The organism is Amycolatopsis sp. cg9, from assembly GCF_041346945.1.
GTDB lineage: Bacteria > Actinomycetota > Actinomycetes > Mycobacteriales > Pseudonocardiaceae > Amycolatopsis.
In genome coordinates this window covers 572,998-586,437 of sequence record NZ_CP166850.1, presented here as the reverse complement: position 1 = coordinate 586,437, position 13,440 = coordinate 572,998, and the positions used below count along the sequence as shown (strand labels likewise).

Genomic DNA, 13,440 nt, shown 5'->3' with positions numbered 1-13,440 from the left:
TGGATGTCGCGACGCACCTTCGGAGCCGCGCTCGCCGTGGTCACCGCTCTCGTCTCGGTGGCCGCACCGGCGGCCGCCGCCGGCCGGCCGGTCGTGACGCGCGCCGCGCTCGACCCCGCGCTGGTCGCCGGGCGCGGCGCCGCCGTCGGGTTCCTGGAGCAGGAGGCGGAGAACGCGCGCACCGACGGCGTCGTGATCGGCCCCGACCGCTCGGCGTACACGCTTCCCTCGGAGGCGTCCGGCCGGCGGGCCGTGCGGCTGGCGCCGGGGCAGTACGTCGAGTTCACGCTGCCCGCCGCGGCGAACGCGATCACCGTCCGCTACAGCATCCCCGACGCCCCGCGCGGCGGCGGCACCACCGCGCCCCTCGACGTCGCGGTGAACGGCGGCCACCGGCAGCGGATGACCCTGACGTCGCAGTATTCCTGGCTGTACAACCAGTACCCGTTCAGCAACGACCCGGACGCGGACCTGCTGCACCCGGACTGGTGGATCACCGAGTGCTCGTGCGTGCCCGCGGCGACCACGCCGGCGCCGGCGATCGCGAAACCGTTCCGCCCCAGCCACTTCTACGACGAGCAGCGGCTCCTGCTCGGCAAGTCGTACCGCGCGGGGGACAAGGTGCGCCTCACCGCGTCGGCCGCCGCCGCGTGGACGGTCGTCGACCTGCTCGACTCCGAGCAGGTGGCGCCACCCCGCGTGGTTCCCTTCGCGGCCAACGCGGTGCTCTTCGGCGCCGACCCGACCGGCCGCCGCGACTCGGCCGGCGCCATCGACCGCGCCATCGCCTTCGCGCGGCGCGCGCACCTGAAGGTCTACCTGCCGCCGGGCACCTACCAGGTCGACCGGCACGTCATCGTCGACGACGTCACGATCGAAGGCGCCGGCAGCTGGTACACGATCGTCAAGGGGCACGGTGTCGGCGTCTACGGCGAAGAAGCCGCCGCCGGGGGCAGCCACGACGTCCACCTCTCGGGCTTCGCGATCGAAGGCGACGTCCGGGAACGCGTCGACACCGACCAGGTCAACGCGATCGGCGGCGCGCTCAGCGACTCCACTGTGGACTCGATGTACCTGCACCACACGAAGGTCGGCCTCTGGTTCGACGGGCCGATGAGCCGCTTCCGCCTCACGAACACCGTGATCGCCGACCAGATCGCCGACGGGCTGAACTTCCACACGGGGGTCACGGATTCGTTGGTGGCGAACAACTTCGTCCGCAACACCGGTGACGACGGGCTGGCGATGTGGTCGGAGAAGACGCAGGACGCGCGGAACACGTTCGACCACAACACGATCCAGACCCCGGTGCTGGCCAACGGGATCGCGCTGTACGGGGGCGTGGACAACACGGTCTCGGGCAACCTCGTCGCCGACCCGATCCGCGAGGGCAGCGCGATCCAGGTGGGCTCGCGGTTCGGCGCCGAGGCCTTCGGCGGGTCGTTGCGGATCACCGGCAACACCACCGTCCGGGCCGGGACGTTCGAGCTGAACTGGAAGATCGGACTGGGCGCGATCTGGTTCTACGCGCTGGAGAAGGACATCGCCGCGGACGTCGAGGTGACCGGCGACCACTTCCTCGACAACACCTACAACGCGATCATGCTGGTCACCGACTTCCCGGTGAAGGACAAGTACCGGATCACCGGGGTGCGGTTCGCGGACCTGCGCGTCGACGGCACCGGGACGTCGGTGCTCAGCGCCCGGTCGGCGGGGTCGGCGTCGTTCCGCGACGTCGACGCGCGCAACGTCGGCGCGGTGGGCGTCAACAACTGCGGGGCGTTCACCTTCCCGCCGACGGGTTCGGAGTTCTCGCTGACGGACCTGGGCGGCAACGACGGCGGCTGGCTGGCGCCATGGCTGCTGCCGAACACGATCACCTGCGACGACCGGCCGCCGGTCGTGGCGCCGCCGGCGCCGTCGGGGTGGTGACCTAAGGTTCGACCGTGGCTGGTTTGCGGGGTGTGTTCGCGGGGTTCGGCAAGAGCAGGGCGTTCGCCGCCGTGGGGCGGGCGCTCGTGCCGGCCGACCGGGTGCTGCTGCGGATCAGCGGCGGCCGGGTCGGGGTCGGCGCGGCGGTCGGGCTGCGGACGTTGCTGCTCACCACGATCGGCCGCCGCAGCGGCGAGCCGAGGCAGGTGCCGCTGCTGTACGTCGAGCGCGCCGGCGGCTACGTCGTGATCGGCTCCAACTGGGGCGGCGAGGCCCACCCGGCCTGGTCGGCGAACCTCCTCGCGCACCCGGCGGCCACGGTGACCGTGCACGGGCGGACCGCGCAGGTCACCGGCCGCCTCCTGACCGGTGCCGAGCGCCAGGAGATGTGGGACGCCGTCGCCGGGTACTGGCCCGCGTACGACCGCTACGCCGTGCGGGCCGAGCACCGCGAAATCCGCGTCTTCCTGCTGGAGCCGGTCAGCCGATGAGGTCGGTGTGCCGGATCCGGTACACCTGGAGCCGCAGGTTGTAGTACTTGTCGGTCTCGCCGACCCACTGCATCCCGAGCCGCTTGGCGACGGCGATCGCCCGCGTGTTGTTCGGCCGCGCGACCGCGAAGAGCTCTTCGGTGTCCTGGGTGAAGGCCCACTCGATGAGCGCGGTCGCCGCTTCCGACGCGTAGCCCTGGCCCCAGACGCCGGGACTGAGCTGCCAGGACAGTTCGAGGTCCTCTTCGAACGGTGGCAGCAACCGGATGCCGAGGCCGCCGATCACGGCACCGTCCTCTTTGCGCTCGATCGCCCAGCGCCCGCGCGGCGGCGGCAGGTTCGGCTGCGCCTCCTGCCACGCGTACAGCACCGAACGCATCGCGTCGATGTCGCCGACGCGGTCCATGGCCGGGGTCAGCCAGTGCGTGACGTCCTCCGCGCCGTAGACGGCGAACGCGGCCTCGGCGTCGTCCACCGTCCAGTCCCGGATCACGAGCCGGTCGGTGTTCAGCGGGGTCTCCATACCAGGACGCTACGCCGGGAAGACCGGGATTGTTCCCGCGGCAAAGTGCTCAGAAGATGAACACTTCAGGGCCGATGATGTGGGCATGGAGCACATCGAGGGTGTCGCGGTGGTGGAGGTCACGTCGGTGGCCGGCTGGCGGAGCTGGCTGGCGACGGCGTCGGTCCCGGCGGTGTGGCTGGTGATCCGCCGCAAGCACAGCCGGGTGCCCGGCGTCCGGGTGCACGAGGCGATGGAGCAGGCGCTGTGCTTCGGGTGGATCGACAGCAAGGCGCTCCGGCGGGACGCGGAGAGCACGTACCTCTGCTTCACGCCGCGGAAGCCGCGCAGCACGTGGAGCCGGGTCAACCGGGAGCGGGTGGCGCGGCTCACCGCGGCCGGGCTGATGACCCCGGCGGGCCAGGCGACGGTCGACCTGGCCCGGCGGACCGGGACCTGGGACGCGCTCGCCGAGGCCCAGGACGGCGTGGTGCCACCGGAGCTCAGCCAGGCGTTCGAGGGGGAGGCGGTGGCTCGGCGGTGCTTCGAGGGGTTCCCGCCGTCGTCGCGGAGGCTGATCCTGGAGTGGATCGCGAAGGCGAAGCGACCGGAGACGCGGGACCGGCGGATCGCCGAGACGGTGGCGCTGGCCAGGCAGAACCGGCGCGCGGCCCACCCCGGGGTGGCTTGACCGCGCAGCCGAAACCGGCGGGCCCGGCCTACAGTCGGCGGGTGGACGAGATGCGTGCGCTCCTGACCCGGGCCGCCGAGCTGGCCGCCGACTACCGGGCCGGCCTCCCGGACCGGCCGGTCGCCACCGCGGCGGCTTCCGCGGCCTTCGGCGGTCCCCTTCAAAACGGCTCGACCCCACCGTCCGAAGTGCTCGAAGAGCTCGCCCGCGCCGCCGGTCCGGGGCTCGTCGCCACCGCCGGGCCGCGGTTCTTCGGGTTCGTCGTCGGCGGTGCCCTGCCGGCCGCCACCGCGGCCGACGTCCTCGCCACCGGGTGGGACCAGAACGGCTTCAACGCCGTGCTCTCGCCGGCCGCGGCCGCCGCGGAGGAAGTCGCCGGGCGGTGGCTCAAGGAACTGCTCGGCATTCCGGCCACGGCGTCCACCGGGTTCGTCACCGGCGGCCAGGGGGCGAACACCGTCGGGCTCGCCGCCGCGCGGCACCACGTCCTCGCCGAAGCCGGGTGGGACGTCGAGCGCGAGGGGCTCCTCGGTGCGCCGCGGGTCCGGATCGTCGCGAGCGAAGAACGGCACGCCACCATCGACCGCGCCCTGCGGCTGCTCGGCTTCGGCACCGGCGCCATCCAACCGGTGGCCGCCGGCCGTCAAGGGGCCATCGACGTCGACGCCCTCCGGACCACCCTCGACGCCGGGAGCGGGCCGGTGATCGTCTGCCTCCAGGCGGGCAACGTCAACACCGGCGCCTGCGACGACCTGCGCGCCGCCTGCGAAGCCGCGCGTGCCCACCGGGCCTGGGTGCACGTCGACGGGGCCTTCGGGTTGTGGGCCGCGGCGAACCCGGCCACGGCCGGGCTGCTCGACGGCGTCGAGCTCGCCGACTCCTGGGCCTGCGACGGCCACAAGTGGCTGAACGTCCCGTACGACTCGGGGTTCGTCTTCTGCGCCCGGCCGGACGTCCACGCCGAGGCGATCGCCTACCGTGCCGCCTACCTGACCGGCGCCGGCGAAGTCTCCGGCATGGGCGACCTGACCTTGGAGTCCTCGCGTCGCGCCCGGGGCTTCACCGTCTGGGCGGCGCTGCGCGAACTGGGCCGCGACGGCGTCGCCGAACTCGTCGACCGCTGCTGCCGGCTCGCGCGCCGGTTCGCCGGGCGGCTCGAGGACGGTGGCGCCGAAATCGCCAACGACGTCGTGCTCAACCAGGTCCTGGTGTCCTTCGGGGACGGAACGGACGAGCTCGTCCGCAAGGTGCAGGACGACGGCACCTGCTGGCTGGGCGGCACCACCTGGCGCGGCCGCCGCTACCTGCGGATCTCGGTCTCCAACTGGTCCACGACGGAGGCCGACGTCGACCGTTCGGCCGCCGCGATCCTCCGGCTGGCTCAGTAGCCTTCGCGCACCGAAAGGGAGTCCGTCCGCCAGCCGATCCGTTTCTCCTCACCGGTCGGCCAGCTCGACGAGAGCCGCCGCCGGACGCTGCCGAGCGCGCCGAGCTCCGCGAGGTCGACGCGGGATCCCTGCGCCGCCAACGACGTCACCTCGGTGGCGGTGAGGGGGACGAAGTCGAAGTACTGCGCGTCCTCCCCGCCCTTCCAGTCGACGAATTCCGTGAAGATCGCGGCGAAAGCCTGGCCGCATTCGGGGCATTCGCGCAGCGAAATGCCGAAATGCGAGCGCTCGACCAGCCGGTGGGTCTCGCGCAGGCGAGTCGTGCAGAACGCCAGCGCGGTGAGGGCGTCGGCGCCCGAGCAGCGCGCGCAGCCGAACTCGGTCATCCGCCGATCATCGCACGCCGTGAATCCGCACCCGGCTGCGGGGGTACCGGGAAACCCTTTGACCCCAACGTTTAGCTCTGGTCCGCAGTGGTCTGGACCTGTTAGCCTCTGCGGACCCGACCGGGCGGTTCGCCGAAGGAGATTTTCGTGCACCGTATGAGAAAGAGCATCGCCGCTGTCGCGCTTGCACTGGCCGGTGCCGCCGTCATCGCGCCACCGGCCGAGGCCGGGCCGGCCCAGGGCAAGGTGATGGCCTACTTCGCCGACTGGGACGTCTACGCGCGCAACTACCACGTCAAGGACATCGAGACGTCCGGTTCGGCCGCGAAGCTGACCCACATCAACTACGCGTTCGGCAACGTCACGGGCGGCGGCTGCGCCGTCGGTGACCCGTGGGCCGACCACGACATGCCCTACGACGCCGCCACGAGCGTCAGCGGCCAGGCCGACAGCGCCGAACCCGGTGCGCTGCACGGCAGCTTCAACCAGATCCTCGAGCTGAAGAAGCTGCACCCGAAGCTGAAGGTGCTGTGGTCCTTCGGCGGCTGGACCTGGTCGGCCGGTTTTCCGGAGGCCGCGAAGAACCCGGCCGCGTTCGCCGAGTCCTGCTACAACCTCGTCAACGACCCGCGCTGGGCCGGCGTCTTCGACGGCATAGACATCGACTGGGAATACCCCAACGCCTGCGGCGACACCTGCGACACCAGCGGGCCGAAGGCGTTCACCGAACTGGTCAAGGCGCTGCGCGCGAAGTTCGGGCACCGGCTCGTCACCGCCGCCATCACCGCGGACGGCTCGAAGAACGGCAAGATCGACGCCACCGACTACGGCAGCGCGAGCCGGTACCTCGACTGGTACAACGTGATGACCTACGACTACTTCGTCGCGGGCGGCCAGCCGACCGGGCCCACCGCGCCGCACTCGCCGCTGCGGTCCTACCCGGGCATCCCGCACGCCGGCTACTACGCCGACGCGGCCATCCAGAAGCTGCGCCACCAGGGCGTGCCGTCGTCGAAGATGCTGCTCGGCCTCGGTTTCTACGGCCGCGGCTGGGACGGCGTCACGCAGCAGCGGCCCGGCGGCACCGCCACCGGCCCGGCGCCGGGCACCTACGAAGCGGGCGTCGAGGACTACAAGGTCCTCAAGACGACCTGCCCCGCCACCGGGAAGGTCGCCGGTACGGCATACGCGAAGTGCGGCTCGCAGTGGTGGAGCTACGACACGCCCGAAACGGCCTCGGCCAAGGCGGGTTACGCGAAGTCGCAGGGCCTCGGCGGCGTGTTCGCCTGGGAGCTGTCCGGCGACACCGCGAACGCGGAGCTGCTGCGGGCCATCGCGGGCCGCTGCTGACTCCGCCCCTCCCCAGAACTGGAGGGCCCGGGCGCGAGCGCGTCCGGGCCCTTCGTCCACTCAGGACGCCGGGAAGCCGTGCCGCCGCGCGCCGAGCACCACGGCCAGCACCGGCAGCAGGAGCACCAGCAACGTCCAGGGGAACGCCGCCGCCCCGGCGGCGTCGAGCAGGACCCCGCCGGCCACCCCGCCCGCGGCCATCGCCGCGTTCCACAGTGTGACGAGCACGGCCTGCGCGTTGTCCGCCGCCTCGCCACCGGCGTTCCCGGCGGCCGTTTGGAGCAACGTCGGGACCCCGCCCCAGCCGAGCCCCCACAGCGCCACGGCGGCGTAGACCAGCACCGGGCTGCCCGCGAACAGCGCCAGGAGTGCCGCGGCCACCGCGACCAGGAGCGTGCTGAGCACCGTCAGCGCCCGCAGCGCCCGGTCGATCACCGCGCCGACGATCCCGATCCCCGCCATCGACGCGACCCCGAACACCAGCAGGACGACGTCGACCGAACCGCCCAGCCCGGCGTCGGCCAGGAAGCTCGCGATGTAGGTGTAGAGCACGGTGTGCGCCAGGACGAACACGAGCGTCACGGCGAGCACCGGAGCCACCCCGGGCACGGCGAGCGTGCGCCGGACCGGGAACCGGCCGTCCGCCTGCCCGGGCTGGTCCGGCACCCGCGCGGCGATCCAGGCCAGCAGCACGGCCGCGAGCACCGACATCACGCCGAACGCCCAGCGCCAGCCGAGCAGGTCGCCGAGGAACGTCCCGGCCGGGACGCCCAGCGAAAGCGCCAGGGGAATGCCCGCCATCACGACGGCGATCGCCTTCCCCGGTGCGCCCGGAACAAGCCGGCGCGCATAGCCGGCCAGCAACGCCCAGACAACCCCGGCGGCGACCCCGGCGACGAACCGGGCCACCATCGTCAGCGCGTAGTCCCCCGACACCGTCGTCACGGTGTTGGCCACGGCGAACCCGGCCACCCCGGTCAGCAGCAAGCGTTTGCGCGGCCAGGCCGAGGTGGCCGCGGCGAGGGGGACGGCGGTGAGCGCGGTCCCGAGCGCGTAGACCGTCACGGCCTGCCCCGCAGCGGCCTCACCGACACCGAGCCCGGCACTCATCCCGGGCAGCACCCCAGCGGGCAGCGCCTCGGTGAGCACGGTGACGAACGCGGCGGTGGTCAACGCGAGGAGGGCGGCCGTCGCCGTCCGGGTACTGGAGATCGTCATGCGGTTATGCTGGAACCTTCACATACGTGTGAAGGTCTAGGTGAGGTGGCGCACATGCGGATCGGCGAACTGGCGGAACGCACCGGAACCGCGCGCCGGCTCCTCCGGTACTACGAGGAGCAGGGCTTGATCATCGCTTCCCGCGGGGCGAACGGGTACCGGGATTACGACGAGCCGACGGTCGACCGGGTGCTCCAGGTCCGCGGTTTGCTGGATGCCGGGTTGCCGACCCGGATCATCAAGCAGATCCTGCCGTGCCTCGACAAGCCGCGGGCGATTTACTTCCCGGACGCGACGCCGGAGATGCTGGCGACGTTGGAGGCGGAGCGCGACCGGATGGCTCGGCGCGCGGAATGCCTGCTGCGGAACCGGGACGCGATTTCGGAGTATCTGGATGCGGTGCGGGAGTACAACCGCGTTTAGGGGGTTGGGTGGTCGGGGGAGTGCTTGCCGGCGGGGCGGTCTGGATTTGGCTGGTGGCGCTGGAGCGGGGACGTGCTTGCTGCCGAGCCGGTCTGGCCTTGGTCGGCGGCGCTGGGGCGGGGTGGTTCTCGACCTGTTGGGGTGGGCGGGGGTGGGGCGTGCTTGCCATCGGCGCCGATCTGGACTTCACCGGTGACGCCGGGGCGCGGTAGTCCTGGCCTGCCGGGGCGGGTGCTGGGGGTGCGGGCGTGCGTGCTGCCGGGGCGGTCTGGACGTGGCTGGTGGCGTCGGGGCGTGGGTGGTCCTGGCCTACCGGGTTGGCGAGTTGGTGCTAGGAGCGCGGGCGTCCTGCCGTCGGGCCGGGTCGGGACTTGGCTGGCGGTGCTCCTCGCCTGCCAGGGGCGGTCAGGTGAGTGGCGTCGGGAGTGCGGAGGCGCTTGCCGCCGGCGGCGGAGCGGGAGCGTTCTCGACTTGCCGGGGTGGGCGGGGTTGGTGTCGGGAGTGGGGGGCGTGCCTGCGGCGGGGTCGGTCTGGACTTGGTTGATGGCGCTGGGGCGGGGTGGTTCTCGACCTGTCGAGGTGGGCGGTTGGCGCTGGGAGTGGGTGGGATTAGTGGTGGCTGCCGGTTCTGTTGGCTGGCGTTCTCGTTGGTGGGATCGGGTTTCTGTCGGGCAGGTGTAGTGCGGTGGGCCGATGCGGGACTGGCGCCGGGGAGAAACTCGGCTTGACGCGGTCTGCCGGTAGGGGCGGACGTGCGGGTAGGCCCGTAGCCGGTGGCTGCGGGCCTGTCCTGTGTTCGGTTGTCAGGCTGCGAATGGCAGTGGCTGGTGCAGGTTGTTGCGCCGGGGTTTTCGGCGTTTGTCCAGGAACCGTGGCGGGAGGAACTCGGGGTGGCCGTCGGTGGCGATGCGGACCTGCCAGCCGGAGCGGTGCAGCAGCCGGTGGTGGTGTCCGCAGAGCAGGACGAGGTTGGTCAGGTCGGTGGGGCCGCCGTCGGCCCAGTGGCGGATGTGGTGGCCTTGGCAATGTCGGGGTGGGCGGTGGCAGCCCGGGAACGCACAACCCCGGTCGCGCAGGAACAGTGCCCGGCGCAAGCCGGGTGAGATGAGGCGGCGGGCCCGGCCGAGGTCGAGGGGTTCGCTGGTGCTGCCGAGGACGGCGGGGATGAGTTTGCAGTCGCAGGCGTGGATGCGGGCTTCGGCGGCGGAGAGCAGGCCGGTGTCGCCGAGGGTCGCAGTGCCGAGGCCGGACTGCAGGTCGGTGAGGGAGACCGCGACCATGACGTGGGCGCGTTCCCCGGCCTGGGTCGGCAGCTCTGGGGAGTCGAGGGCCAGGTCCACCGCGTCGGAGAACGCGTCGCCGTAACGCTCCTGCGGGGAACGCAGGTCGGGGCCGTCGTCGGCGTGGCGGCGTTCGGCCAACGCGTCGAGTAGCGCACTGGCGCGGGTGCCGGTCTCGTCGTCGAAGCGGCCGGACAGTTCCCAGGTTCCGGTGCGTTTGCGGCGCAGCGATAGTTCGCGAGCGGGGGTGGCGGGCTCGGTGTCCGCAGGCTCGGGTCCGTCGGGGTCGAGGTGGGCCATGATCCGGGCACCGAGCGCGGCGACTTGTTTGTGGCAGTTGTCGGCGGCGAAGGCCAGTAGGTCTGCTTCGGCGGTGTCGCGGTGCTCCGGAGGGATTGCGGTGAGGGCGGTGATGATGGTGTCGATCATCGGGGTGCTCAGCCCTCCGGTGAGGGCGGCGGTACCGGTGGCGGGAGCGAGAGAGGGCGCGGCGTCGAGAGAGCGGCTGGGGTGCAGGGCGTGGGCACGGGCGACGGTCCGTACGGCGGCAGCGCGGGGGACGTCGGCGAGATGCTCGTAAAGCCGCGCCGCAGAACGGTATCCGAACAGTTCCTGCACCCCGCGGGACTCGATTTCCACGAGCACCGCACCGATCTCCGCCTCAGCGGACCGTACGACGGTGAGCAGCTCACGGAGGCGGTCGGCCAAGGCCCCCGCATCCGCTTGCCACACCGTTTCTCTGTCCACGCACCAAGATTACCGACGATCGATCACCTGTTCATCACTCGATCAGGTGGCAAACCCTCAAGGGCAAGGAAACACGCCTCGACTTCCTTGAGCTGCGCGCCTTCCGGATGGGCCCGGTAGCGGTCGAGCGCGTCGTGGAGCACCCGGCGTGCGTCGTCCTCGCGGCCCACCAGGCGGTAGCTGTCGCCGAGGCCGACGAGGAAGAACGTTGCGTGGCGCTCGTTGCCGATCGTCGTCAGGATGGCGACCGCCCGCTCCAGATTTCCCACGGCCTCGGGCCAATCCCCGCTGCGCAGTGCGACGAAACCCAGGTTGCCGATGGCGTGCGCTTCGCCGTCCGGGTCGCCGTACTTGCGTGCCACCGCCGCGGCCCGGTCGAGCCAGTGCCGGGCCTGGGGCCAGTCGCTCCACTGCAAGTGGCAGAAGCCGACCAGGTCGAGGGCTCTGATGTAGAGGCGGGGTGCGTCGTCCGGCTCGATCAGCTCGAAGATGCGTTGGCACTGCTCGAGTTCGGCCCGGTAGTCCTGCGAGTGGTACTCCCACGCGCCGGCCAGGACGTAGCGCAGGTGGGCCTGCTGCAGCCGGTCGCCCGCGCGCTCGGCCAGCGCCAGCGCCGTCGGCAGGCACTCGAGCGCGACTTCGGGGTGTCCCGCGAAAATGCTTGCGCTGGCGTGGATCCGGTACGCGATCAGCTGCGCGGTCACGTCGCCGAGCTGTTCCGCGGCCGCGAGTGCGAGCCGGCCCGCGGACTCGCGCTCGCGCAGCTGGCCTTGGCGGGCGCGGAATTCGTTGAGCAGCCAGGCCAGCTGCCAGACCTGCGTGTGCCAGGCGCGCGCCGCCGCCCCTTCGGTCGTGGCGGTCAGGCAGGCGTGCTCGGCGGCGAACCAGCGCACCGCTTCGGCCTGGCTCGAGAACCGCTGCGGCTCGACGCCGGGCAGGGGCGGCTCGATCGGGATCGGCGTCTGGAGCGGCTCGATCGCGAGGTGGCCGTGCCAGGACGTCTGGAGGTAGAAGTCGGTCACCCGCCGCAACGCGCCCTCGCGGACGTCTTCCGGCAGCGCCCGTTCCGCTTCCTCGGACGCGTAGAGCCGCACGAGGTCGTGCATCCGGTAGCGGCCGCTCGCCGTTCGCGTCAGCAGGTGCGCGTTTTCCAGTGTGCGCAACACCTTCCGCGTCGCGGCAAGCGGGCGGGCGGCCAGCGCCGCAGCGGCGGGCAGGGCGATGTCGGGGCCGGGGGCGGTCGCCAGCAGGCCGAACAACCCCGACGCCTCCTCGGTGAGGTGGCGCAGGGACCACGAGAACACCGTCCGCAGGCTCAGGCCGGCCTCGCCCGCGTCCAGCCCGTCCAGCCGCGCCGCCTGGTCGCGCAGTTCCTCGGCCAGCGACGACGGCGGCAGTTCCGGTGACGTCGCCGCGCGGGCTGCGACGATGCCCAGCGCGAGCGGCAGCCCGGCGCACAGCCGGATCAGCTCGCCGGCCGTCGCGTCGTCGAGCCGCTCGCGGCCGATCTGGCGGTCGAGCAGTTCCCGCGCCTCGCGCGCGGACAGCACGTCCAGCGGGACCGGCCGGGCGCCGTGCGCCGCGACGAGCCCGCCGAGCCGGTTCCGGCTGGTCACCAGCACGCGGCAGGTGGGGCTGCCGGGCAGCAGCGGGGCGGCCTGCCCGCTGTCGGCGGCGTTGTCGAGCACGACGAGAACGCGCTTTCCCGCCAGCAGGCTGCGGTACAGCGCGAGCTGGGCGTCCGGATCCGGCGGCACCGCGGCGCCGGCCACGCCCAGCGCGTGCAGGAACCCGCGCACCGCAACGGAAACCGGCATCGGCTCGGCGACCGGGTCGAAGCCGCGCAGGTTCACGTACAGCTGGCCGTCCGGGAATTCACCGAGCTTCCCGGCCGCCCAGTGCAGCGCCAGCCAGGTCTTCCCGATCCCGCCCGCGCCGCCGATCGCCGAGATCACCACCGGGCCCGCGGTTTCCGCGGCCCGGTCCAGCTCCGCCAGCAGGCCGGCCCGGCCGACGAACGACGCCGGGGCCGCGGGGAGCTGGTGGGGGACCGGTCTCGCCGCGGCGGGGCGCGGGCGTGGGTCGCCGCGCAGCACCCGTTCGTGCACCTGCCGCAGCGCCGCACCGGGGTCGGTGCCGAGCTCTTCGGCCAGCAGGCGGCGGATGCGGTCGTACTCGCGCAGGGCGTCGCCCTGGCGGCCGGCGTGGTGCAGCGCGAGCACCAGCTGCCCGCGGACGCGTTCGTCCAGCGGGTGGGTTTCGGCCAGCGCGGTCAGCTCGGGCACGAGGTCGCCGGGCCGGCCACCGCGCAGCTTCAGGTCGGCGAGGTCCAGCTGCGCGCCGAGGCGGCGGCTCGCCAGCGCCTCCCGCTGGTTCACGAACCACGGCGTGTCCAGGCTGCCGAACGCCTCGCCGTGCCACAGGTCCAGCGCCCGCGTCAGCAGCGCCGTCTTCTCCCCGTCGTCGGTGCTCGCCCCGGCTTCGCCGAGCAGCCGCAAGAAGACGTGCAGGTCGACGGTTTCGGGATCCGCCGAGAGCACGTAGCCGCCCGAGCGCTGCGTGATGAGCGCGGCACCGAGTGCCGTGCGCAGCCGGGAAACGTAGCTGTACAAGGCATTGCGCGGATGGGCGGGCAGCCGCTCACCCCAGACGCGCTCGGCGAGGACGTCGGCGGGCACCACCTTGCCCAGGTCGGTCAGCAGCGCGGTGAGCAACCCCTGGACGCGGGGGCGCCGGAGCTCCACGACCCGGTCGCCGGCGCGGACGGCGAGCTCGCCCAGCAGCCTGAACCGCACCGAACCCCTCCCGTGCTCGTCCGGGCGCCCACTGTAACCGACCCGGAAAGGGACGGGAAAGGTTCGCGCAAGGCCCGTCCGGCACCGTGGAACGGGTCGGTGGCGCCCGGCACGAACCGTCGAGGGGGCGGTTCGTGTTTCCCTGCCACGACCGCGGGCCGGATCGCCTTTCCCCGTGGTGGCCGGCTACTCCACCGGCCGCCGTCGATCCGGCGGATGACGGAGCGGGCCCGGGCA

Annotated in this window: 11 protein-coding genes; 6 read left to right on the top strand and 5 right to left on the bottom strand. The window is 72.5% G+C overall.

Features of this window, described 5'->3' with window-relative positions; all coding sequences use genetic code 11:
• The first annotated feature begins 3 nt into the window (after positions 1 to 3).
• On the top strand, positions 4 to 1,932 hold the full coding sequence (locus AB5J73_RS02280; RefSeq protein ID WP_370967596.1) for a glycosyl hydrolase family 28-related protein: 1,929 nt from the start codon (positions 4 to 6) through the stop codon (positions 1,930 to 1,932).
• Positions 1,933 to 1,955: 23 nt separating this feature from the next.
• Positions 1,956 to 2,423: a nitroreductase family deazaflavin-dependent oxidoreductase gene (locus tag AB5J73_RS02275; protein WP_370972878.1), complete on the top strand. Its 468-nt coding sequence runs from the start codon at positions 1,956 to 1,958 to the stop codon at positions 2,421 to 2,423.
• Here AB5J73_RS02275 and AB5J73_RS02270 read toward each other — a convergent pair.
• Positions 2,413 to 2,946 (bottom strand): GNAT family N-acetyltransferase, encoded by a 534-nt coding sequence (locus AB5J73_RS02270; protein WP_370967594.1) that lies wholly within the window; start codon positions 2,944 to 2,946, stop codon positions 2,413 to 2,415. The genes AB5J73_RS02275 and AB5J73_RS02270 overlap by 11 nt on opposite strands.
• A gap of 85 nt (positions 2,947 to 3,031) precedes the next feature.
• Between AB5J73_RS02270 and AB5J73_RS02265 the strand changes: the two genes are divergently transcribed.
• The gene (locus AB5J73_RS02265; protein WP_370967592.1) at positions 3,032 to 3,616 is read left to right on the top strand and encodes a YdeI family protein; all 585 of its coding nucleotides are present in this window, start codon (positions 3,032 to 3,034) and stop codon (positions 3,614 to 3,616) included.
• A gap of 50 nt (positions 3,617 to 3,666) precedes the next feature.
• Positions 3,667 to 5,004, top strand: coding sequence for an aspartate aminotransferase family protein (locus tag AB5J73_RS02260; RefSeq protein ID WP_370972875.1), 1,338 nt, complete (start codon positions 3,667 to 3,669; stop codon positions 5,002 to 5,004).
• Here the strand turns inward: AB5J73_RS02260 and AB5J73_RS02255 are convergent.
• The gene (locus tag AB5J73_RS02255) at positions 4,998 to 5,390 is read right to left on the bottom strand and encodes a hypothetical protein (protein ID WP_370967590.1); all 393 of its coding nucleotides are present in this window, start codon (positions 5,388 to 5,390) and stop codon (positions 4,998 to 5,000) included. The two genes, AB5J73_RS02260 and AB5J73_RS02255, sit on opposite strands and share 7 nt — an antisense overlap.
• Before the next feature lie 156 nt (positions 5,391 to 5,546).
• Between AB5J73_RS02255 and AB5J73_RS02250 the strand changes: the two genes are divergently transcribed.
• Positions 5,547 to 6,740, top strand: coding sequence for a glycoside hydrolase family 18 protein (locus AB5J73_RS02250; protein ID WP_370972873.1), 1,194 nt, complete (start codon positions 5,547 to 5,549; stop codon positions 6,738 to 6,740).
• 60 nt (positions 6,741 to 6,800) lie between these two features.
• On the opposite strand, the gene AB5J73_RS02245 is transcribed toward AB5J73_RS02250, so the two are convergent.
• Entirely contained in the window at positions 6,801 to 7,958 is a 1,158-nt protein-coding gene (locus tag AB5J73_RS02245; protein ID WP_370967588.1) for an MFS transporter, read from the bottom strand.
• Between the two features lie 54 nt (positions 7,959 to 8,012).
• Here AB5J73_RS02245 and AB5J73_RS02240 point away from each other — a divergent pair, with 54 nt between their 5' ends.
• On the top strand, positions 8,013 to 8,381 hold the full coding sequence (locus AB5J73_RS02240) for a MerR family transcriptional regulator (RefSeq protein WP_086858471.1): 369 nt from the start codon (positions 8,013 to 8,015) through the stop codon (positions 8,379 to 8,381).
• 803 nt (positions 8,382 to 9,184) lie between these two features.
• Here AB5J73_RS02240 and AB5J73_RS02235 read toward each other — a convergent pair.
• Positions 9,185 to 10,408, bottom strand: a complete 1,224-nt coding sequence (locus tag AB5J73_RS02235) for a DUF222 domain-containing protein (protein WP_370967586.1) — start codon at positions 10,406 to 10,408, stop codon at positions 9,185 to 9,187.
• A gap of 23 nt (positions 10,409 to 10,431) precedes the next feature.
• On the bottom strand, positions 10,432 to 13,203 hold the full coding sequence (locus tag AB5J73_RS02230) for a BTAD domain-containing putative transcriptional regulator (RefSeq protein ID WP_370967584.1): 2,772 nt from the start codon (positions 13,201 to 13,203) through the stop codon (positions 10,432 to 10,434).
• Positions 13,204 to 13,440: the final 237 nt, after the last annotated feature.

Excerpts from the sequence above, each read along its gene's own strand:
- AB5J73_RS02280 (WP_370967596.1), top strand. The coding sequence starts at position 4 with ATGTCGCGACGCACCTTCGGAGCCGCGCTCGCCGTGGTCACCGCTCTC.
- AB5J73_RS02270 (WP_370967594.1), bottom strand. The coding sequence starts at position 2,946 with ATGGAGACCCCGCTGAACACCGACCGGCTCGTGATCCGGGACTGGACG.
- AB5J73_RS02265 (WP_370967592.1), top strand. The coding sequence starts at position 3,032 with ATGGAGCACATCGAGGGTGTCGCGGTGGTGGAGGTCACGTCGGTGGCC.
- AB5J73_RS02260 (WP_370972875.1), top strand. The coding sequence starts at position 3,667 with ATGCGTGCGCTCCTGACCCGGGCCGCCGAGCTGGCCGCCGACTACCGG.
- AB5J73_RS02255 (WP_370967590.1), bottom strand. The coding sequence starts at position 5,390 with ATGACCGAGTTCGGCTGCGCGCGCTGCTCGGGCGCCGACGCCCTCACC.
- AB5J73_RS02250 (WP_370972873.1), top strand. The coding sequence starts at position 5,547 with ATGAGAAAGAGCATCGCCGCTGTCGCGCTTGCACTGGCCGGTGCCGCC.
- AB5J73_RS02245 (WP_370967588.1), bottom strand. The coding sequence starts at position 7,958 with ATGACGATCTCCAGTACCCGGACGGCGACGGCCGCCCTCCTCGCGTTG.
- AB5J73_RS02240 (WP_086858471.1), top strand. The coding sequence starts at position 8,013 with ATGCGGATCGGCGAACTGGCGGAACGCACCGGAACCGCGCGCCGGCTC.